At 69.9% G+C, this 21,167-nt stretch carries 16 protein-coding genes and 1 pseudogene; 8 read left to right on the forward strand and 9 right to left on the reverse strand.

What is annotated here, in order from left to right; all coding sequences use genetic code 11:
• Positions 1-5: 5 nt before the first annotated feature.
• On the forward strand, positions 6-485 hold the full coding sequence (locus tag AB0F91_RS39475; protein WP_360606280.1) for a hypothetical protein: 480 nt from the start codon (positions 6-8) through the stop codon (positions 483-485).
• A gap of 34 nt (positions 486-519) precedes the next feature.
• Positions 520-1,827, forward strand: coding sequence for an amidohydrolase (locus tag AB0F91_RS39480; RefSeq protein WP_360606282.1), 1,308 nt, complete (start codon positions 520-522; stop codon positions 1,825-1,827).
• 13 nt (positions 1,828-1,840) lie between these two features.
• Here the strand turns inward: AB0F91_RS39480 and AB0F91_RS39485 are convergent, their stop codons facing one another.
• The 6 genes and pseudogenes from AB0F91_RS39485 to AB0F91_RS39510 form a co-directional block, all read right to left on the reverse strand.
• The gene (locus AB0F91_RS39485; protein ID WP_360606284.1) at positions 1,841-2,518 is read right to left on the reverse strand and encodes an SDR family oxidoreductase; all 678 of its coding nucleotides are present in this window, start codon (positions 2,516-2,518) and stop codon (positions 1,841-1,843) included.
• Positions 2,519-2,535: 17 nt separating this feature from the next.
• Complete coding sequence (locus AB0F91_RS39490; RefSeq protein ID WP_360606286.1) at positions 2,536-4,206, reverse strand: hypothetical protein; 1,671 nt, start codon at positions 4,204-4,206, stop codon at positions 2,536-2,538.
• Positions 4,207-4,350: 144 nt separating this feature from the next.
• Positions 4,351-5,811: an SdrD B-like domain-containing protein gene (locus tag AB0F91_RS39495; protein ID WP_360606288.1), complete on the reverse strand. Its 1,461-nt coding sequence runs from the start codon at positions 5,809-5,811 to the stop codon at positions 4,351-4,353.
• Positions 5,812-6,052: 241 nt separating this feature from the next.
• Positions 6,053-6,252: pseudogene (locus AB0F91_RS39500) on the reverse strand (alkaline phosphatase PhoX); the annotation flags it as partial.
• 101 nt (positions 6,253-6,353) lie between these two features.
• Positions 6,354-7,574: an MFS transporter gene (locus tag AB0F91_RS39505; protein ID WP_360606290.1), complete on the reverse strand. Its 1,221-nt coding sequence runs from the start codon at positions 7,572-7,574 to the stop codon at positions 6,354-6,356.
• Positions 7,564-8,040, reverse strand: coding sequence for a MarR family transcriptional regulator (locus tag AB0F91_RS39510; RefSeq protein WP_360606292.1), 477 nt, complete (start codon positions 8,038-8,040; stop codon positions 7,564-7,566). Before AB0F91_RS39510 ends, AB0F91_RS39505 begins: the two co-directional genes overlap by 11 nt.
• 65 nt (positions 8,041-8,105) lie before the next feature.
• Between AB0F91_RS39510 and AB0F91_RS39515 the strand changes: the two genes are divergently transcribed.
• A complete protein-coding gene (locus AB0F91_RS39515) occupies positions 8,106-8,747 on the forward strand; it encodes an HAD family phosphatase (protein ID WP_360606294.1) in 642 nt (213 codons plus the stop codon).
• Between the two features lie 57 nt (positions 8,748-8,804).
• On the opposite strand, the gene AB0F91_RS39520 is transcribed toward AB0F91_RS39515, so the two are convergent.
• Complete coding sequence (locus AB0F91_RS39520; RefSeq protein ID WP_360606296.1) at positions 8,805-9,893, reverse strand: inositol-3-phosphate synthase; 1,089 nt, start codon at positions 9,891-9,893, stop codon at positions 8,805-8,807.
• A gap of 72 nt (positions 9,894-9,965) precedes the next feature.
• A complete protein-coding gene (locus AB0F91_RS39525) occupies positions 9,966-10,511 on the reverse strand; it encodes a PadR family transcriptional regulator (protein ID WP_360606298.1) in 546 nt (181 codons plus the stop codon).
• Between the two features lie 267 nt (positions 10,512-10,778).
• Between AB0F91_RS39525 and AB0F91_RS39530 the strand changes: the two genes are divergently transcribed.
• The 3 genes from AB0F91_RS39530 to AB0F91_RS39540 all read left to right on the forward strand — a co-directional run bounded on the left by AB0F91_RS39530 (position 10,779) and on the right by AB0F91_RS39540 (position 17,149).
• A complete protein-coding gene (locus AB0F91_RS39530; RefSeq protein WP_285971410.1) occupies positions 10,779-11,180 on the forward strand; it encodes a DUF5318 domain-containing protein in 402 nt (133 codons plus the stop codon).
• A gap of 478 nt (positions 11,181-11,658) precedes the next feature.
• Entirely contained in the window at positions 11,659-14,271 is a 2,613-nt protein-coding gene (locus AB0F91_RS39535) for a transglycosylase domain-containing protein (RefSeq protein ID WP_360606301.1), read from the forward strand.
• Positions 14,272-14,533: 262 nt separating this feature from the next.
• Complete coding sequence (locus AB0F91_RS39540; protein WP_360606303.1) at positions 14,534-17,149, forward strand: transglycosylase domain-containing protein; 2,616 nt, start codon at positions 14,534-14,536, stop codon at positions 17,147-17,149.
• A 127-nt stretch (positions 17,150-17,276) separates the two neighbouring features.
• Here AB0F91_RS39540 and AB0F91_RS39545 read toward each other — a convergent pair whose 3' ends face one another.
• Positions 17,277-18,341 carry a Gfo/Idh/MocA family oxidoreductase gene (locus AB0F91_RS39545; RefSeq protein ID WP_360606305.1) on the reverse strand — a complete coding sequence of 355 codons (1,065 nt, stop codon included), beginning with the start codon at positions 18,339-18,341 and terminating at the stop codon, positions 17,277-17,279.
• A gap of 57 nt (positions 18,342-18,398) precedes the next feature.
• Between AB0F91_RS39545 and AB0F91_RS39550 the strand changes: the two genes are divergently transcribed.
• Complete coding sequence (locus tag AB0F91_RS39550; RefSeq protein WP_360606307.1) at positions 18,399-19,466, forward strand: ROK family transcriptional regulator; 1,068 nt, start codon at positions 18,399-18,401, stop codon at positions 19,464-19,466.
• 36 nt (positions 19,467-19,502) lie between these two features.
• Entirely contained in the window at positions 19,503-21,077 is a 1,575-nt protein-coding gene (locus AB0F91_RS39555; protein ID WP_360606309.1) for a glycosyltransferase 87 family protein, read from the forward strand.
• Positions 21,078-21,167 lie beyond the last annotated feature (90 nt).

The following is a 21,167-nucleotide window of genomic DNA, read 5'->3' on the forward strand; positions in this document are numbered from 1 at the left end:
TTCTCATGCGTGTCTCGATCGTCCTGGCCGGTGCCGCTCTGCTCGGCACCCTCGCTGCCTGCGGGAGTACCACGACCAGCGGATCTGCTTCCGCGCCCGAAGGTTCTTCACCGGCGGCCCCGGCTTCGTCGGGTGACGTGAAAATCGGCCAGTCGGGCCTCGGCCCCATTCTCACGGACTCCTCGGGGAGGACCCTTTATGCCTTCGCCGATGACATTTCGGGCACCAGCACGTGTGGCGACGGCTGCCTCGCCACGTGGCCCGCGCTGACCGGCGACAAGGATTTCCACGCGGGCGCGGGCGCGGATCAGAAATTGCTGACGGCAACGGAACGGACCCCGGGTGTCGAGCAGGCGAAGTACGGGAAGTGGCCGCTGTACTACTACGTCGGCGACCAGGGTCCGGGTGACGTCGACGGCCAGGGGGTGGACAATCTCTGGTTCGCTGTGGGCGCCGACGGCAAGCTGATCAAGAAGACACCCTGACCACAACCGTCTGGGACGCCCGTACTATCTGCGCATGTCGCACCGTTTCCACGCGCCCGTCGTCCTGCCCGCCGATCCCGCCTGCTCGCTGCTGCGCGACGCCGTCGTGGACGTCGACGACAGCGGCCGGATCGCGTTCGTGGGCCCGGTCGCCGAGGCCCCCGAGTGCATCGGCGAGGTGACGCGGCTCGGCGGGATCCTGCTGCCCGGGCTGGTGAACACCCACGCGCACAGCCCGATGACGCTGCTGCGCGGCATGGGTGGCGACCTGCCGCTGCTGCGGTGGCTGCGCGAGATCATCTGGCCGACCGAGGCGAAGCTGCGGCCCGAGGACGTGCGGACCGGCATGCTGCTGGGCTCGGTCGAGATGCTGCGTCACGGCGTCACGACCAGCGCCGAGATGTACTTCGAGGGCGAGCAGCTCGTGGACGCGGTGCTCACCACCGGCGGGCGCGTGCTCGTGGCGCCGCCGGTGATGGAGCTGCCGGGCATGGACTGGCGCACGTCGCTGGCGGCCATCGACCGCTGGATCGACACCGACGGCCTGCGCTTCGGCCCCGGCGACCGCGTCGAGCTGGGCTACGGCCCGCACTCCGCGTACATGCTGAACCCCGACGGCCTGCGCGCCACCGCGGAATCGGCGGCCGCGCGCGGCGCGTTGGTGCAGATCCACGTGGCGGAGTCCGCGAACGAGGACCTCGCCCAGCGCGAGGAGTACGGCTCGGTGCCGAAGCTGCTCGACTCGCTCGGCGTGTTCGCCGGCCGCACCCTCGCCGCGCACTCCATCCACCTGTCCGACGAGGACATCGCGCTCTTCGCCGCACGCGGCGTCGGCATGGCCCACTGCCCGGGCTCGAACGCGAAGCTCGCGTCCGGCATCGCGCGCATCAAGGACCTGCGTGCGGCCGGTGTCGCCGTCGGCCTCGGCACTGACGGCCCCGCGTCCAACGACGACCTCGACCTGTGGGAAGAGCTTCAGCTCACGGCCATGCTCGCCCGGCTCGCCAACGACGACTCCACGGTCCTGACCGCCGCCGACGTGTTCGTCATGGCCACCCGTGGCGGCGCCGACGCGCTGGGCCGCGCCGACATCGGCGCCCTCGAGCCGGGCCGCTGGGCCGACCTTGTCCACGTCGACCTCGACGACCCGGCCTTCGCCGCCGGCCTGGACGTGCCGGACGAGCAGCTGCTGTCCAACCTCGTGTGGGCCGCCGGTTCCCGCCGCGTGCGCGACGTGTGGGTCGCCGGCGAACAGGTCGTCGCGGACGCCGAGCCGACGCGCGTGGACCGCGCGAAGATCCAGGCGTCGGTCGCCGACACCGCGGCCCGGCTGCGCGCCTGAGGCGTCAGCATCCTCAGCGGGGGCGGAGGATCACTTCCGTCAGGTGCGCTTCCGGGCTCGCGCTCACCGCGGTGAGCACCGCCGTCGCCACGGAGTCCGGGCGGAGGAAGCGCGCCGGGTCGTACTCGCCGCCCTCGTGAGCGATCACGGCGCGCTGCATGTCAGTGTCGGTGCGGCCGGGGTAGACCGTGGTGACGCGCAGGTCCGGTTCTTCCTCGCGCAGCGCGTCGGCGAAGGCTCGGACGGCGAACTTGCTCGCGGCATACGGGCCCCAGCCCGCGCGGGAGGTGCGGCCCGAACCGGAGTTGATCACGACGACGTGGCCGCGCGCGGCGCGCAGGGCGGGCAGCAGCAGGCGCGTGAGCTCGGCGACGGCGACGACGTTGACCTCGTAGTTCACGCGCCAGTCTTCGGCGGTCGCGTCGGCGATGGTGTTCAGCCGCGCGGCGCCGGCGGAGTGGACGAGGACGTCGAGGTGCTCGATCTGCGAAGCGGCCGCCGCCAGCGAAGCCTCGTCGGTGAGGTCCACGCGCCACGGCTCGGCGCCCGGCAGCTCGGCGGCCACCTTCTCGAGCGCGGCCTCGTCGCGGCCGCCGAGGAGCAGGCGGTGTGTCGGGGCGAGCTGGTGGGCGACGGCGGCGCCGATACCACGCGAGGCACCGGTGACCAGGGCGAGCGGAAGATCGGTCATGCGATCCACCGTAAGCGTCAGCAGGACGCTGCCACACGGGGGTCGCGGTCGAACCGGATGCCCGTACGACTGAAAGATCCCGCGAAATTGTCGATAAATCGACCGAAAGTCAAGGGGCTGCGCGTCGAGGTGAGCACGTCCTGCGCGCCCTGGCAGCGCAGCGCTTGGCGGGCGGCTTCGATCTCGGCCGGGGTGAAGACGTGCACCTGCCCGTCGGTCGCGACGTCGCCGCGGCTGGCGTCGGCGATCTCCCACGCAGCGGTGAGCCACTTCGAGTGCCCGGGCCGCCCGCCGGGGATGGACGTGGAGTGCGAGCCGAGGTCGCTGGCGAGGCCGTAGCCGTCGTGAACGCGCACGTCGAGCGACACCAGGTTGCTGATCGCGCCCATGCTGTCGGCCGCGAGCGTGACGTACGGCCGGTCGGTCGGGAACGTGTACCAGCGCTTTTCCCCATAGCTGTACACGAGCACGGCCGGCGCGCGCGTCGCGTCGGTGACGTCGACGGCCGCGCGCATCACCGGGTCGCCGAGGAAGTCCGATGCCAGCACCGGGTGCTCGTGCCCGGTCACCCACGACCAGTACGCGCGCTCGTCGGTGACGCCGACGGCCGCGTGGTCGTTCGCGTACGGCACGCGCAGCCACCCCGCCGCGGCCACCGACCAGACGGCGACGCCCGCCAGCAACGCGAACGTCTTGCGCGTCAGCGGCAGCGCCATCACCGGCAGCAACAGGGCGAACAACGCGGGCAGCAACATCCGGCCGTGCATGAAGTCGCCGCCGACGCGCACCACGTACGTGGCCAGCAGCACCGCGCCCACCACCGGTGTGAGGGTGAGAATCCGCGACTTCCGACTCAGGAACGCGGCGACCGCGAGCACCGGGATCGGCAGCCAGAGGTAGTACGGGTCGACCAGGTCGAGCAGGTAGTCGAACCCACGTGACCAGTTGCTCGTGCCCGCTTCCTTGGCCAGCGCGGTGTTCGGCACCAGCAGGCCGTAGTAGCCCATGCGGAAGATCTGGTACGCCACCGGCAACGCAATTCCGACGCCCAGCCAGCCGAGGCCGGTCCGCAGCCTCGGCCGATGCGATAACACCAACGCGGCGAACGCGACAATGCTGAACAACGCCAGGTCAGGCCGCACCAGCACCCCGAGGCCGATGACGAACGCCGTGGCCTTCGGTGCCTTGCCCCGCACCAGCAGCCACCAGGTCAGGCCGATCCACAGCATCGCCAGCCCGGTTTCGAGGCCGGACGTCGCGAAGTCCCGAAACGGCGGCAGCGCGCACACGATCAGCGCCCCCGCCGGGACGACCGGGCTGTCGTAGAGCCGGCGGGCGCCGTCCATCGCGAAGAACAGCCCACCGACCGCGCAGACCAGGCCGGTGCCGACCGACAGCCACTCCAGCGCCGGGCCCGGGATCGTGCCGAGGGCGGCCAGCAGCCAGGTCCACAGCGGGCTGGTGCTGGCCTCGACGCGCTCGCCGACGTTGAACACGGGCCCGTGACCGGCGAGGATCTGCCGGACCGTGCGCAGGACGAGCAACCCGTCGTCCGACATCCAGCGGCGGCGCCACGAGAGGTACGCGTAGAGCGCCAACGTCGCGAAGGTCAGCCAGGTGGTGAGGGACTTGAGCCACGGCGTGGGTGCCGCCACGGATTTCGTCGTGGCGGTGGTGGCTGTGGTCATGGCCCCTCTCCCCGGTGGTCTTTCCCAGTCTTGCATCCGGGGGTCGGACGGCGAGCGCCCCAATGTGGCGTTGGTTGTGCTCAACGCACCCGATGCGGCGTTCAGTGCGCTCAACGCAACGAACGCCACATTGGGGTGGTCAGGTCACGCCGAAGGTGACGGGCTCGCCGAAGGGGTCGGGGGTGCCGGGGTTTCCGAAGGCGGTGCCGGGGGTTTCGAAGGCGGTGGCGGGGTCGTGCTCGAGGTTGGGGCCGGTGCCGGAGGCGGCGGGGGCGGCGGCGCCAGCCCCAGGTCCGCGTTGAGGTTCTCGTGCGTCGCGCCCAGGGTGAACGCCGCCGTGCAGCCCGTGGCCGGGTCGACGTCGGAGTCGCGCGCCGCGTCGCCGGCCGCCGGCCGCGTCACGGTCAGCCCGTCCGGCAGGTGCGAGACGTCGAAGCAGACCTGGTAGGTCCCGTCCTTGCGCTTGTCGAACAGGTATGAGCCGTCCGCCGCGGTTTTCGTGGTGGCGACTGTGCCGCCGGCGCCGTCCTTGAGTGTCACGGCTATGTCGGCGACGCCGGGCTCACCGTCGTCCTGCAGGCCGTTGCGGTCGGTGTCGCGCCACACGCGGTCGCCGATCTTGTCGATCAGCGGCAGCGGAGTCACGGTGATCGATGCCGTGGCCGACTGGTCGGCCAGCGTGCCGCTCGGCGAGGTGACACCGGTGATCCGCACCTTGTTGACGTGGCCGGTGTCGTTCTCGGCGAGGTTCGGGTGGTCGCAGGGCACGGCGTTCGACGCGCCGGGCGCCAGGTCGAACGGGCCCGGCAACGACGAGCACCACGAGTCCTTGAGCAGCACGCCGGTCAGCGGCTGCGAGCCCGAGTTCGTGACCGTCGTGCGGTAGTGCGCGGTCTCGCCGGCCGGAATCGTGGCCGACGGGCCCCACTCGCCGGTCGCGGGGTTCTGCACCTCCAGCTTCACCGTGTACGCCGCGAGCTGCAGGTTCACGCAGTCCCACATCACCCAGTTGCGGTTGGTGGTCGCGAAGAACACCACCGACGTCGTCTTCTCCGGCGCCGTCTGCGCGGGGAAGTCCTGGCGCGCCAGCTTGCCGTCGGACTGCACGTCGTGCGTGACGTTCTGTGATTTCTCCAGCAGCGTGCGCCCGGCGGAGTCGGTGAAGCGCAGGCCGGTCGACTGGGCGTTGCCGCGGTCGGCCAGCGCCGAGCCCACGGAACCCGTCGCCGCCGAGAGCGTGTAGATGCCGCCCGGCGCCGCGGGCAGGGTCTGGGTGGCGGAGCTGACGCGGCCGTCGGGCGTCTGGATCCGCGCGTTGAGCTTGCCGTCGGACGCGTGCGCGGTGTCGGTGACGAGCTTCGGCACCTTGTCCGGTGGCGTGCTGCGCGGCACGGGCGCGGCGGGCGTGAACACGTAGCCCGCCGGTGCCCCGCCGGGCGTGTTCGTCTGCTCCACGCTCGGGTTGGGCGCCACTCCGCCGCACGCCGGGGTGCCGGCTGCCGGAGCGGAACCCGGGAGGACGACGACGAGCGCCCCGGCCAGCACCAGGGTGCAGGCCGACGCGCCCGCCGGACGTCCGATCGCGACTTTCCCTGCCCGCCTCACCCACCGAAGCTATTACTCCGCGCGGGTTCGGCGCAGCGGAAGCCACTCCAAAGAGTTACCGGACACCGACGCGGCCGGCGAGGTCGAAGCGGCCCCTTCCACCACACCGAAACGATGGCCGGCCGCGGCTGCGAGGTACCGCCGGCTGACCAGTGCGCCGACGGGTTCGCCGAGTTCTCACCTGGGTGCTGCACGGCCGCCGGCACCAGATGGTCGGTGCCACTCGCCGGCGCCGGCGAAAATCGCCGGTGAACTTCGCGACGTAGAGCGTGCGTCGTCCAGCAGCGCCGAGTCGTGGCCGCGGGCCAGGGCGGTCGTGCCCTTCGTGCACCTGCCCTTCGACGCGAACTGGTTGATGCACTCGAAAAAACGCTCGTCGTCACCCGAGTACTCGGCGACGCGGCCGTCGGCGGTGATCTTCACGTTCGCGGCCTTGTGCTTGACGAACCCCTCGGGCGCCGGGGTGAGTGGCGAAGAGCAGGTGTATTCGACCGAGACGCTCGACCGCCTCCGAACGGAGAGTTCGGGGCGGTCGAACTGGGTCAGAGTTCCTCTTCGCCCACCAGAGCGGCTTCCTTCGGCACGTCGTGCGGGTCGGTCTTCTTCTCCCGCAACGACAACAGCACCGCGGCGACGAGGCACAACACGGCCGCGATCACGAACGGGCCCTGCTCCCAGCCGAGCCAGTCGGCGACGTGTCCCACGAGCGTGGCCGCGACGGCGCCGCCGAGCCACCGGCAGAAGTTGTAGCCCGCGCTGGCGACCGGGCGCGGCGCGTTGCTGATCGACATCGCGGTGCCCGTGAACAACGTGTTCAGCAGCCCCGAAACCAGGCCGGAGAGCACGATGCCGACGACCACCACGGCCTTGTTCGGCACCGCCAGCACCAGCATCAGCACCGTGTAACCGACCACGGCGAGCGCGGCCGCGTGCCGTTCGCCGAACCGCGCGGCGAGCTTCGGCGCCAACGCGACGCCGGCGACCGCGACACACAGGCCCCAGCCGCAGAAGATCAGGCCGACAGCGATCGCGCTCCAGCCCAGCACGAACGGCGACCACGCCAGCACCGCGAAGAACGCCGCCGTGTACAGCGCCGACGCGACCGAAGTCCGCAGCAGACCAGGGTGCTTCAGCGCGCGGATCGGGTCGAGCAGCTTGATCGGCTCACGCTTCTCGTGCGAGTCGCTCTTCAGGAACACCGAGCACAGTACGAGCGCACCGGCCATCAGCACGGCCGTGCCCAGGAACGGGCCGCGCCACGAGATCGTGCCGAGCAGTGCGCCCAGCAGCGGGCCGACGGACAGGCCGACGCCCAGCGCCGCCTCGTACAGCAGGATCGCGCCGGACTGCCCGCCGGTGGCGGCGCCGACGATCACCGACAGCGCGGTGGCGATGAAGAACGCATTGCCGAGGCCCCACACCGCGCGCAGGCCCACGAGCTGCTCGATCGAGCCGGCCGCGGCGCACAGCGCGGTCGCGGCGACGATCAGCGTCAGCCCGACCAGCACGGTGCGCTTCGCGCCGAAGCGCGCGGACATCGAACCGGTGAACAGCATCGCGATCACCTGCACGCCGAGGTACGACGTGAACAGCAGCGTGACCTGCGACGGTGACGCGTTCAGGCCCTTGGCGATCGACAGCAGGATCGGGTCGACCAGACCGATGCCCATGAACGCGATGACCGCGGCGAACGCCGTGATCCACACCTGCTTGGGCTGGCCCTTGACCGCGTCCAGCAGGCTCGAGTGGTGCTCAGCGCTCATCGCTGATCAGTTCCTCCTCACTTTTCTTCACTGATACGACGTGGAAATCGCGGATCAGCTTGCCGAGCGCGGGCAGGGCGGCGTCGATCGCGGCGCGCTCGGAGTCTGTCAGCTCCAGCAGCCGTTCGCGCATCTGCGCTTCGCGAGCAGCAACGAGCTCGGCGTAGAAGCCGTCGCCCGCTGCCGTGGCTTCCACCAGCACGGCTCGCCCGTCGTCGGGGTCGGGGCGCCGGACCACGAGCCCGAGCCGCTCCAGCCGCCCGACGACGTCGGTCATCGACGGCATGCGCACGCCTTCGAGCTGAGCCAGCCGGCTCATGCGGCTGGGCCCGACGCGCACCAGCTCGGACAGCACCGAGCCCTGAGTGGGCGTCAACGCCTGCGAAGTCTCGCGGCGCACCAGGTAGTAGAGCCGGAACACGACCGGCCACAGGCGGTGCGCGAGATCCACGATTCCGGAAGTCACTTAGCCAGGCTAACAAATTTAGTTAGGGTAGCGAAGTAATTCGCCTCACAGACTAGGCTGCAGCCATGGACGCGGTGATCTTCGACCTCGACGGCGTACTGGTGGACTCGGAAAAGACCTGGGACGAGGTGCGCCGCGCCGTGGTCGCGGAGCACGGCGGTACCTGGTTACCCGAATCGACCAGGGAACAGCAAGGGATGAGCACGCCCGAGTGGGCTTCGTACCTGGTCAACACGCTCGGCGCGCGGCTGACGCCCGACGGGATCGCGCGGACGGTGATCGACCGGATGGCGCAGCGCTACGCGTCGGGCCCGCCCGTGATCGACGGCGCGCCCGACGTGGTCCGCGCCGTCGCCCGCCGCTACCCGGTGGCCATCGCGAGCTCGTCGCCGCCGGTGCTGATCCAGGCGTTCCTGCAGGCGTGCGACCTCACGTCACTGGTGCCCGTGGCGGTGTCGAGCGAGGAAGTCGGCGCCGGCAAACCCGCGCCCGACGTCTACCTGCGCGCGGCGAAGCTGCTGAACGTGCCGGCCGCGTCGTGCGCCGCCGTCGAGGACTCGACCAACGGGCTGAAAGCGGCACTGGCGGCGGAAATGGCCGTGTACGCGGTGCCGAACCCGCACTTTCCGCCGGACCCGGCCGTGCTGGCACAGACCACCGCCGTGGTGCACGACATCAACGAGCTGCCGGCGGCGTTGGGGCTGTAGCTACCGAGAAGGGCTCCCCGGCGAACCGAGGAGCCCTTCTACCGGCGAGGAAACGCGTCAGCGCTCCAGCTCGCCGCGGATGAACTTGTCGACCGCGTCGCGCGCGGTGGAGTCGTCGTACTGCTCCGGCGGCGACTTCATGAAGTAGGACGACGCGGACAGGATCGGCCCGCCGATGCCGCGGTCCTTCGCGATCTTCGCGGCGCGCACGGCGTCGATGATGATGCCGGCCGAGTTGGGGGAGTCCCACACCTCGAGCTTGTACTCCAGGTTCAGCGGCACGTCGCCGAACGCGCGGCCCTCGAGGCGCACGTAGGCCCATTTGCGGTCGTCGAGCCACTGCACGTAGTCCGACGGTCCGATGTGGACGTTGCCCTTGCCGAGCTCGCGGTCGACCTGCGAGGTCACCGACTGGGTCTTCGAGATCTTCTTCGACTCGAGGCGCTCGAGCTCCTTCATGTTCAGGAAGTCCATGTTCCCGCCCACGTTGAGCTGCATCGTGCGGTCGAGCTGTACGCCGCGGTCTTCGAAGAGCTTCGCCAGCACGCGGTGCGTGATCGTGGCGCCGACCTGCGACTTGATGTCGTCACCGACGATCGGCACGCCGGCGTCTTCGAACTTCTTGGCCCACACCGGGTCCGACGCGATGAACACGGGCAGCGCGTTCACGAACGCGACGCCTGCGTCGATCGCGGCCTGCGCGTAGAACTTGTCGGCCTCTTCGGAGCCCACGGGGAGGTAGGAGACGAGCACGTCTACCTTCGCGTCGCGCAGCGCGCCGACGATGTCGACGGGCGCCTCGTCCGACTCCGAGATGGTCTCGCGGTAGAAGCGCCCGAGGCCGTCGTAGGTGTGCCCGCGCTGCACCGGCACGCCGAGCGGCGGCACGTCGGCGATCTTGATCGTGTTGTTCTCGCTCGAGAAGATCGCCTCGGACAGGTCGTGGCCGACCTTCTTGGCGTCGACGTCGAACGCGGCGACGAAGTCGATGTCGCTGACGTGGTACTCGCCGAACTGGACGTGCATCAAACCGGGCACGCGCGTGCCGGGATCCGCGTCGCGGTAGTACTGCACACCCTGGACCAGCGAGGAGGCGCAGTTGCCGACGCCCACGATGGCCACCCGAACGCGGCGGTTCTCGCCCATGCCGGTTTCTCCTTCAATCCGTTACTTCATCTGCAGGTCTGGCCGCGACGTTGCGGCCCGAGCGGCGCGCCCTCACTCCTGCGGGCCACGCTGCTCGGCTTGTTCGTGCGCGATCAGCTCGTTGAGCCAACGCACCTCCCGCTCGCTCGACTCGAGTCCCAGCCGGTGCAGCTCGCGGGTGTAGCGGTCGATCCTCTCCTCGGCCCTGGCCAGCGCCTCGCGCAAACCTTCGCGACGCTCTTCCACGCGACGCCGCCGGCCCTCCAGGATCCGCATCCTGACGTCGGCCGGTGTCCGCGAGAAGAACGCCAAGTGGACGCCGAACCCCTCGTCGTCCCAGGTCTGCGGACCCGCGTCACCGAGCAGCTCGGCGAACCGCTCCTTGCCCTCGGCGGTGAGCTTGTAGACGCGGCGGCCGCGCCGGGACCAGGCCCGGTCGTCCGCCTCGTCGAGCTCCTCGACGAGGAATCCCGCCCGCAGCAACCGACGCAGGGTCGGGTACAGCGAGCCGTACGAGAACGCCCGGAACATCCCGAGCGTCTCGTGCAATCGCTTGCGCAGCACGTACCCGTGCATGGGGGCCTCATGCAGCAACCCGAGGATCGCGAGTTCGAGCACACCGCACCCCCTCACGGGAACAAACCGCAGCGGCCGCCGTTGCCCCAATGGCTGGTGGGACGTAGCGGGGCGACCGCCTTCGTCAACCTACTCGGCAACTATATCGCGCCGATACATCGAAGTGGCGGAAGTAACCCCCGGAAGCGGGCAGACCAGGGCGAACGTCACCAGAGAGTTATCGAATTTCCGGCGTGTCCGACCGGTCGCCCTGGGTGGCCCCCCGCAGGGGGCACCGCGCACACAGGAAGAGCCCGTACTCTGTTCCTCGTGCTTACCCAGCGGCAGGTCGTGGACTACGCCTTGCAGCGCCGTGCGCTGCTGGCCGGCGTCCGCTCCGGACGCGTCGGCGACCATGAGGTGTGCGACGCGAGCCCGTACCTGCTCCGTGCGGCGAAGTTCCACGGCAGGCCGGACGACCGCGCCTGTCCGATGTGCCGCCGGACGCCGTTGACTCTCGTCTCGTGGGTCTACGGCGACGAGCTGAAGCACGTCTCGGGATCGGCGCGGACGCCCGACGAACTGGCCCGCATGGCGGGGCTGTTCGGCGAGTTCACCGTCTACGACGTAGAGGTGTGCCGGACGTGCCATTGGAACCACCTGGTCCTGTCCTACGTCCTCGGCACAGGCGAGCCCCAGCCCACCCGGCCGCGGAGGACAGCGGGCCAGTGACGAGTACCAAAACCGCTGCAGAGCACAGGGCGGCGGGCACCGGTTCTTCCCGAACGCCGGCGCCGGCAGTGCCGCCCTCGGAGGCCCATTCGTGAACGACGACCGCAACCGCTCCTGGCCTGGCCAGGAGCCAGATGCACCTCGCCGTGCCCAATGGCCGGAGGAAGAACCGGGTCCCGCCTGGCCGGGCGAAGACGCCCCCCGCCGCCCGCAGCGGCAGGCCCCGCCGCGACGCAGTCCCAACGGGGACGCGCCGCGGCAGCCGCGCGGCGCCGCGCCCGAGTGGCCCAGTGGGGACGAGCCGCGTGGTGCAGACCGCCGCCGTGGTCCAGAGCCCCGCGCTTCAGACCCACGCGGTTCAGACCCACGCGGTTCAGATCCTCAGTGGCCCGCCGACGAGCCTCCTCGCCGTCCCCAGCGACCGCCGCAGCGTCCCCAGCAGTCCCAGCGCGTGCCGAACGCCAACGGTCAGGGCGGCATGCCGGCACGCCGTCAAGCTCCGCCGCCGCCTCCCCCCGGTGGCCGGCCAGCTGGGGGAGCTGGTCCCGCCGCCAGTCCGCCGCAGGGTTTCCGCCAGCCGGGCCCGCCCGGACCCGGTGGTCCAGGCCGCAACCCGTCCGGTCCCGTCCGCCGTCCGCCGCAGGGCCGCCCGGCTCCACCGCCCCCCGCGTACCCGGACCGTGAACCGGACCTGATCACCCACGCCGCGCACAACGGCACGGAGTTCGGCTACGACCCGTACGACGACCGTTACGACGATGATCGGTACGACAGCTCCGAACACCCCCAGTACTCGGACGAGGACGACTTCGAGGAAGAGGGCCCCGAGCTCGACGAGAACGGCAAGCCGATCAAGCCGCCGCTCACGCCGAAGCAGCGCAAGAAGCGCCGGTGGAAGATCATCCGACGGATCGCGTACGCGTGCGTGGGCCTGTTCATCGTCGTGCCGGCCGTCGCTTTCGTGATCACGTACTTCCTGGTGAAGGTTCCTTCCCCGCAGGACGTGAAAGCGTTGCAGAGCCAGCCCATCACGTTCTTCTACGCCAACAACCAGGTGATGGGCCGCAGCGTCCCGCCAGGCGGCGACCGCGAGCTGCTGCAGCCGAACCAGATCCCTGACGTCGTGAAGCACGCCGTGTACGCGGCCGAGGACAAGACGTTCGAGACCAACTCGGGCTTCGACATCAAGGGCATCCTGGGTGCGGTGTACAACCAGGTAACCGGCGGTACCGGTGGTGGTTCGACCATCTCGCAGCAGTACATCAAGAAGGCCACGGAGAACGAAGCGCCGACGCTGACGCGCAAGTGGACCGAGCTCGCGAAGTCGTTCAAGCTCAACAACGAAGAGTCCAAATCGGACATCATCACGGGCTACCTGAACATCGTGTACTTCGGCCGGGGCGCCAACGGCGTCGCGGCGGCCGCGAAGGCGTACTACGGCAAGGACGTGGCCCAGCTGTCCCCGTCCGAGGCGGCGCTGCTCGCCGGTCTGATCCAGGGGCCGAGCCGCTCGGAAGACCCGGCGTACACGCAGAAGCGCTGGAGCTACGTGATGGACCAGATGGTGGCCAACGGCTGGCTCTCGCAGGCCGACCGCGCCGCCGCGACGTTCCCGAAACTCGTGCCCAAGGGCTCACAGGCGAAGCAGAACGCGGGCACGCTGGACTACTTCATCCAGCAGCGCATCCTCGACGAGCTCGAGGCCAAGGGTTACGACCAGGACAAGCTCTACGGCAGCGGCGCGAAGATCTACACCACGATCGACCCGGCCGCGCAGCAAGCGGCGGTGCAAGCCGTGCAGGACAACATGAAGGGGCAAACCGACCCCGACATCCTGGGAGCTCTGGTCGCCGTCGACCCGAGAACGGGTGGCGTCGTCGCCTACTACGGCGGCCCGAACACGGTGAAGGACGAGAACGGCAAGGACACGCTGGCCAACGACTGGGCCAACACGGCGCAGAACCCGGGCTCGTCGATGAAGCCGTACGACCTCACGGCGTTCCTCAAGATGGGCAAGGGGCTCGGCGAGACCTTCGACGGCACCAACAACCGTGAGCTCGGCGGCCGCATCGTCCGCAACGCGGGCGAGAGTGCCAGTTGTGGCCCGCAGTGCACGGTCAAGAAGGCCATGGAGGTCTCGGCCAACACCGTGTTCTACGACATGGTGCTGAACGTGACCAAACCCGCGCCCGTCGCCGAGGCCGCGAAGGAAGCCGGTGTGCAACCGGCGCCGAAGGGCAAGGCCAAGCTCGGCACCAACGACGCCAACATCGCGCTCGGCGGTGGTGAGACGTCGTTGACCCCGGAAGACCAGGCCGCGGGTTACGCGACCTTCGCCTCGGGCGGCATCTACCGCCAGCAGCACTTCGTCTCGAAGCTCACCAACTCCCAGGACGAGGTGGAGTTCGACGAGACGACGGTGCCGGGCAAATCGGCGTTCGACCCCGACGAGCAGAAGAGCCAGCAGATCGCAGGCAACGTCACCGACGCGCTCCAGCCGGTCATCAAGGAATCCCACCTGAAATGCCCGACCGGCCACGAGTGCGCCGGCAAAACCGGTACGCAGCAGTTCGACCCGGGCAAACAGAAGAACCTGCCGAAGGGCTACTCGGACCGCAACGCTCAGACGTGGATGGTGGGCTACACCCCGTCGATCTCCGCGGCGGTGTGGATCGGCGGTGACGGCAACAAGCCGTTGCACGACAAGAACAACAAGCCGATCTTCGGTGCCACCATCGCCGGCCCGGCGTGGCAGGACTTCATGGACGCCTACCTCAAGGGCAAGCCCACGGAGAAGTTCCCGAAGGTCGACCCGATCGGCAAGGACGCGGACACCGTCACCCCGACGACCCGCTCCCGCAGCTCGGTGACCACTACGTCCAGCCCCACCACCACGTCTTCGACCCCGACCACGACGTCGAGCACCACGTCGAGTGAGACGACGACGTCGGAGAGCACCACGACAAGCCGCCCGGGTGGGATCTTCGGCGGCGGCCCCGGCGACGGCGGTGGTCCCGGACGCAACGGCGGTGGCGGTGACGGCGGAGGCGGGGTCGAGGTGACGCCGCCACCGAGACAGCCAGGCGGATAGCACGCGCCGAAGGGCTCCTCTCCGGTCAGGAGGGGAGCCCTTCGGCGTGTCGCGGCCACCGCCACCCGGGTTCGGAGTGACCCAGGCGACATCGCCCAGCCGCCACCCTGGGCGTAGTTTTGTCCGGTTCACGCCGCGCCGGGGCCGTTACCCAGAGATACGCCCCGCCGGTCGAGTGAACCGACCCCACCCACGGTGCGTCCCCTTGTGGAGAGGGGATCTGCGCCCGCAGCACGCCCGCGTCCGAGAAGAGGATCCGCACGTGAACGACGACCGCAACCGCTCCTGGCCCGACCGGGATCCCGATCCGCGGCGTCAACCACCCCCCGCCGGACGGCAGGGACCGCCACCGTGGGCGCGCAACCAGCCACCACCGGGCGGTGCTCCCCGGACGCCGCCGCCCGGCAACCCCGCGCAGCCCGGGCAACCGCGTGCGCCACAGAACCGCCCCGGCACGCCGCCGCCCGGCTTCCGGCAGCCACCGCCCCCGGGCGCACGCCGCCCGACCCCGCCGCCGCGTCGCGAGCCGGAGCTGATGACACACCACGTGCACAACGGCACCGCCGACGACGGCTACGACGCTCGATACGACGCCGGAGGCCCGCTCGACCCCGACGACGTCTACCCGGAGGAGCCGGAGCTCGACAAGAAGGGCCGGCCGGTCCTCACGCCCGCGCAGAAGAAAAAGCGGCGCTGGAAGATCATCCGGCGCAGCATCTACGCGTTCGTCGGCGTCTTCATCGTGATTCCCGCGATCGCGTTCGTCATCACGTACTTCAGCGTCGACGTGCCTTCGCCGCAAAGCGTGGCGCAGGGGCAGAGCCAGGCCGTCACGTACCTCTACGCCGACGGCACCCCGATGGGCAAGGACGTGCCCCCGGGCGGCAACCGGCAGATCCTCACGCCGGACCAGATCCCCGACGTGGTCAAGCACGCGGTGACCGCGACCGAGGACGCGTCGTTCGAGACCAACTCGGGCTTCGACGTCACGGGCATCCTGCGGGCCGTCTACAACCAGGTCACCGGCGGCACCGGCGGTGGCTCCACGATTTCCCAGCAGTACATCAAGAAGGCCACCGACAACGACGCACCCACGCTCACCCGCAAGTGGACCGAGCTGGCGAAGTCGTTCAAGATGAACCAGACGTACTCGAAACAGGACATCATCACCGCGTACCTGAACATCATCTACTTCGGGCGCGGTGCATACGGCATCGGCGCGGCGTCACAGGCCTTCTTCCACAAGGACGTCAAGGACCTCAGCTTCTCCGAAGCCGCGCTGCTCGCCGGGCTCATCCAACAGCCGGGCCGGTCGGAGAACTCGAAGGTGGCCCACGACCGCTGGAACACCGCCCTCGACCGCATGGTGGAGAACCACTACATCACCGCGGCCGACCGCAAGGCGGCGCAGTTCCCCACGCCGATCCCGCTGTCGGAGAGCAAGGACGACTCGGGGGCGCCGTACGCCTTCATCTCCGGCCAGGTGAAGACCGAACTCGCCGCGCACGGCATCCCGGAGGACAAGTACTACGCCGGCGGCTACACGATCCAGACGACGATCGACAAGAAGGCGCAGGACCTCGCCGAGCAAGCCGGTGCCGACGCACTGGCGAACCAGTCGGACAAGCGGCTGCTCGACGCACTCGTGGCCGTGGACCCGAAGACCGGCGGCGTGCTCGCGTACTACGGCGGGCCGACGATCGTCGACGTGAACGGCCAGAAGCAGGCCGCTCGCGACTGGGCCGACACGCCGCAGAACCCCGGTTCGTCGATGAAGCCGTATGACCTCACGGCGTTCCTCAAGCTGGGCAAGGGGATCAACTCGACCTTCGACGGCCGCAACAACCGGGAGTTCGACGGGCGCATCGTCCGCAACGCCGGTGACAGCGACAGCTGCTCGGAGCAGTGCACCGTCGCCGAGGCCATGAAGATCTCGGCGAACACGGTGTTCTACGACATGGTCCTCAACGTCACGAAGCAGGGCCCGGTCGAGCAGGCCGCCGAGGAAGCCGGGGTGAAGACCAAGGACAACGGCGGTGGCAACTCGCAGATCGACATCTCGAACAACAACATCTCCCTCGGCGGTGGCGACACCAAGATCACGCCGGCCGACCAGGCGTCGGCCTACGCCACCTTCGCCGACGACGGCCAGCAGCGCGACCGCCACTTCGTGCTGAAGGTGACGAACTCGCAGAACGAGGTCGCCTACGAAGCCCAGGCGCAGCCGGCCAAGTCGGCGTTCGCCGACGGCGACCCCGACCTGAGCAAGCAGATCGCGGGCAACGTGACCGAGGCGCTGAAGCCCGTGATCGGCTTCTCGAAGCTGAAGTGCCCCACGGGCCACGAATGCGCCGGCAAGACGGGGACGCAACAGCACACGAAGCGCGCGGGTGAGCCGGCTTCGGCGGCCAACGCCAACGCGCAGACGTGGATGGTCGGCTACACGCCGTCGGTCTCCGTGGCGGTCTGGGTCGGCGGTGACGGCGACCTGGCCCTGCACGGCAAGGGCAACGCGCCGATCTTCGGATCCACGATCGCCGGCCCGCTGTGGCAGAAGTTCATGACGAACTACCTCGCGGGCAAGCCGGCCGAGCACTTCTCGCAGGTGGATCTGATCGGCGACGCGGCCCCGCCGTCCGTCCCGCCGAGCGACACGAACATCCCGCCGTCGGACATCACGCCGACCGAAAACCCGAACAACCCGGGTAACGGCAACGGCGGCAACCCGGTGAACCCCGGCGACCCGAACGGTCCCGGCGGCCCGGGCGGCGACTTCCCGTCGTTCCCCTCGCATACGCCGAAGCCGCCGAAGCACCCGCCCTCAGGTGATCCCACCGATACGAGCGATCCCGGCGACACGGGCGATCCCAGCGCATAGCCAGGGAGTCGCAAGAGAAAGGCTCCTCCCATCCGGATTTCCCGGCGGGAGGAGCCTTTTTTCGCGCCCGCAAAAGAAAAGCGGGGAGGCCACGAGCTCGGCCCTGGGTTGCCGAGGTCGCGGCGAGCTAGTCGAGAGTGATGACGCGTCCCTCGGCGCCGGAGTGGTGGGCGGCTTCGATCACGCGCAGCGCGGCCACCGAACCGGCCGGGTCCACGGGGAACGCCGCTTCGCCGCGCAACGCGTCGCGCACCTGGGCGTAGAACTCCTCGTAGCGGCCGACTTCGGTGGGCACGGTTTCGGTGTGGTCCGTGCCGTCGTCGACGCCGAGGGTGCCGGCGTCGGCCTCGGGCTCGACTCCCCAGCCCGCATCGCCGGGGCGCAGACCGTCCTTGATCTGCGGCTCCTGCACGTCGAGGCCGTACTTGGTGAAGGCGGCGCGGTCGCCGAGGACGCGGAAACGTGGGTTCCGCGTCGCAGCCAAGGCGGAGGCCCACAGGTGCGAGCGGACGCCGTTGGCGTGGTGCAGGGCGACGAACACGTCGTCGTCCACCTGCACGCCGGCGCGGCGGCGGTCCACCTCCGCGTAAACCTGCTTGACCGGGCCGAACAGCTGCAGGGCCTGGTCGACGATGTGCGCGCCGAGATCGTAGAGCAGGCCGCCGGCCTCGGCGGGGTCGCCGAACTCGCGCCAGTTGTCCTTGATCTTCGGCACCCAGCGGTCGTAGCGGGACTCGAAGCGGAACACGTCGCCGAGCCGGCCGGACTCGATCACCTTGCGCACGGTCAGGAAGTCGGAGTCCCAGCGGCGGTTCTGGAAGACGGTGAGGCCGACGCCCTTGGCCTTCGCCGCGGCCACGACCTGCTCGGCCTCGGCCGCGGTCGGCGCGAACGGCTTGTCCACGACCACGGGCAGGCCGAGCTCGATAGCGCGCAGCGCGAGCGGCACGTGGGTGCGGTTCGGGGTGCTCACCACGACCAGGTCGAGGTCACCCGCCTGGGCGAACAACGCGTCGGCGTCGGGCACGATCTCGGTGCCGGGGTACTCCGCGCGGGCCTGGCCGGCGCGTTCCGGGTTCGCCGTCACGATCGCCGCGGGTATCAGGCCCGGTGTGGCGGCCACCAGCGGCGCGTGGAAGACGCGGCCGCCGATGCCGTAACCGAGGATGCCGACTCGCAAGTCATCAGCCATGCCGCCCATTAAACAACACTGTTGCGTAACTAGCTAGCTCTTCGGGAGGATCTCCGGATGGCCGAAACCGGAGTCAACCTGCGCGGGCTGCGCCGCATCAACAGGGCGCTGCTGCTCGGTCACATCCTGCGCGCGGGCGGGCTCAGCCGCGTGGAGCTGGCCGAGCGCACGGGACTCACGCAGCAGGCCGTGTCGAAGATCGTCGCCGAGCTGCTCGAGACGCAGCTGCTCGACGTCGAGCGGCAGCCCGCGGCCGGCGTCGGCAAACCGCGCACGCAGCTGCGGATCCGGCCGTCGGCGAAATGCGCCCTGGGCGCGCAGCTGGACCGCGACGGGTTCCTCGTGCTGCGCACGGGCCTGTCCGGCGAGGTCGAGGACACCGTGGCAGGACCGTTGCCCGTCGGCTTCACGCCCGAACAGGCCGTGACCGCCGTGGTGGACGCGACGCGCGAGCTGCTCGCCGACGTCGACCCGGGACGGGTGCTGGGCCTCGGCGTCGGCGCGGTGGGGCCCCTCGACCACCGCGAAGGCCGCGTCCGCGACGCCACGAACATGCCGGGCTGGCACGACGTGCCCCTTCGCGACCTCCTCGCTGAGCGCACGGGACTGCCGGTGACGCTCGACAAGAACACCAACTCCGCCGCGGTCGCCCACACGTGGCCCGACACGCCGGAAACCGCCACGGCCGTAGTGCTCGTGGGCACCGGCATCGGCGTCGGGCTGCTGGTCGACGGCAACGTCTACCGCGGGCCGCGCACCAACGCCGGTGAGTTCGGCCACACCACGATCGCCTACGACGGCCCGCGCTGCGCCTGTGGACGGCGCGGCTGCGTCGAGATCATGCACCGCTCGGCGGCCACCCCCGCCGACGCCGCGCGGCTGCTGGGAATCGGGCTCGCCGACCTCGTGCAGGTCCTGGACCTGGAGCGGATCGTGTTGTTCGGCCGCACGATCCGCGCGGCACCCGACGTCTATCGCGACACGGTGGCGGCGCAGCTGCGCGAGCTGCTGCCGGTGCCGCACTGGCAGCGCATCGACGTGGAGCTGAGCGACCTCGGAGAGGAAGCCGTGGCCCTCGGTGGGGCGTTCGAGGTACTTGCCCGGTTCTACTCCGACCCTAAATGACCGGCGCCTGACCTGCGGGCAGATAGCATCCGCGACGTGCCCGACCAAGCCACCGCCGAAGAGCCGGACGCGGCTCCCCGCACGCTGACGCCAGCGGAGCGGATCGTGCCGAGCTGGAACGACCCGCTGGCCGCCGCGGCGACGAGACCGATCGGCGGGCCGCTCGGCGAACACGCGGCCGTGGGCCGGCACTGGTTCTGGTCACCGCAGCGCGTGGGGCTGGGCCTGGCGATCCTCGCGCTGGTGCTGTGCTGGTTCGGCAAGGCCTCCTGCATCCAGCAGTACCAGGACTCCACCGGCGCCAGCCAGCTCGACTGGCGCGCGGGCCGCCCGTTCGTCGCGATGTGCTACTCGGACATCGTGCCGCTCTACAGCTCCGAGCGGCTCAACGATCCGAAGACCTTCCCGTACGTCTCGTCCTGGCAGGAGGACACCCAGACCGCGGAGAACCAGACCCGCTACATGGAGTACCCCGTGCTCACGGGCCTGTTCCAGTGGGTCAACGCGAAGCTCGCGGCGGGCTGGCTCTCGGTCGCGAACTCGGGCTGGCTGCCCGGCGCGCTGCCGGTGGCGATCTACTTCAACATCTCCGCGTTCTGGCTCTCGCTCGCGTGGCTGATCACGGTGTGGGCGACCGGGCGCACGATGAAACGCCGGCCGTGGGACGCCGTGCTGGTGGCGATCTCGCCGCTGGTGCTCGTGCAGGCGTTCACGAACTTCGACGCCATCGCCACGGCGTGCACCGCCGCCGGGATCCTCGCGTGGTCGCGAAAACGGCCGGAGATCGCCGGCGTGCTGCTCGGGCTCGGTGCCGCGGCGAAGCTGTACCCGTTGCTGTTGCTCGGGGTGCTGTTCGTGCTCTGCCTGCGCGCGGGGAAGCTGCGTGCGTGGGGCAGAACGGCGGCGTTCACGGTGCTCACCTGGCTCGTCGTGAACGTGCCGTTCATCCTCGTGGCCACGCGCGGGTGGTGGGAGTTCTTCCGGCTCAACACGTTGCGCCCGATGGACCCGGACTCGCTCTACAACGTCATCTCCTACATCACAGGGTGGACGGGCTTCGACGGCGTGCTCCAAAAAGGACAGACGCCGGCGATCCTCAACACCGTGATCGCCGTGCTGTTCCTGCTCTGCTGCGCGGGAATCGCGTACGTCGCCCTCACCGCGCCGCGGCGGCCGCGCTTCGGCCAGCTCGCGTTCCTCGTGGTGGCGGCGTTCCTGCTGACCAACAAGGTGTGGAGCCCGCAGTACTCGCTGTGGCTCGTGCCCCTGGCCGTGCTCGCGATCCCGCGCTGGCGGCTGCTGCTGAGCTGGATGGTGATCGACGCGCTGGTGTGGGCGCCGCGGATGTTCTACTACCTCGGCATCGACCACAAGGGACTGCCGGAGGGCTGGTTCCTCGGCACGGTCGTGGTGCGCGACCTCGCCGTGGTGGGCATCTGCGTGCTGGTGATCCGCGAGGTCTACCGGCCACGCACGGACCTCGTCCGGCTCGCCGGCGACGACGACCCGGCGGGCGGCGTGCTCGAACGGTCGCGTGACCGCGTGACGTTCCCGGGCTTCGGGAAGCACCGCCGGGTTGTGCCGACGGCGCCTCCCGCGCCTGAGTCCTAGTACTGCAACGGCGGTTAGGTGAGTGGGTAGCCGCGTCGTTTGTAGTGGCTGAGTCGGGCTTGGTGTTGTCGTCTGCGGCGGAAGCGTGAC

Source organism: Amycolatopsis sp. NPDC023774 (genome assembly GCF_040639695.1).
Classification (GTDB): domain Bacteria; phylum Actinomycetota; class Actinomycetes; order Mycobacteriales; family Pseudonocardiaceae; genus Amycolatopsis.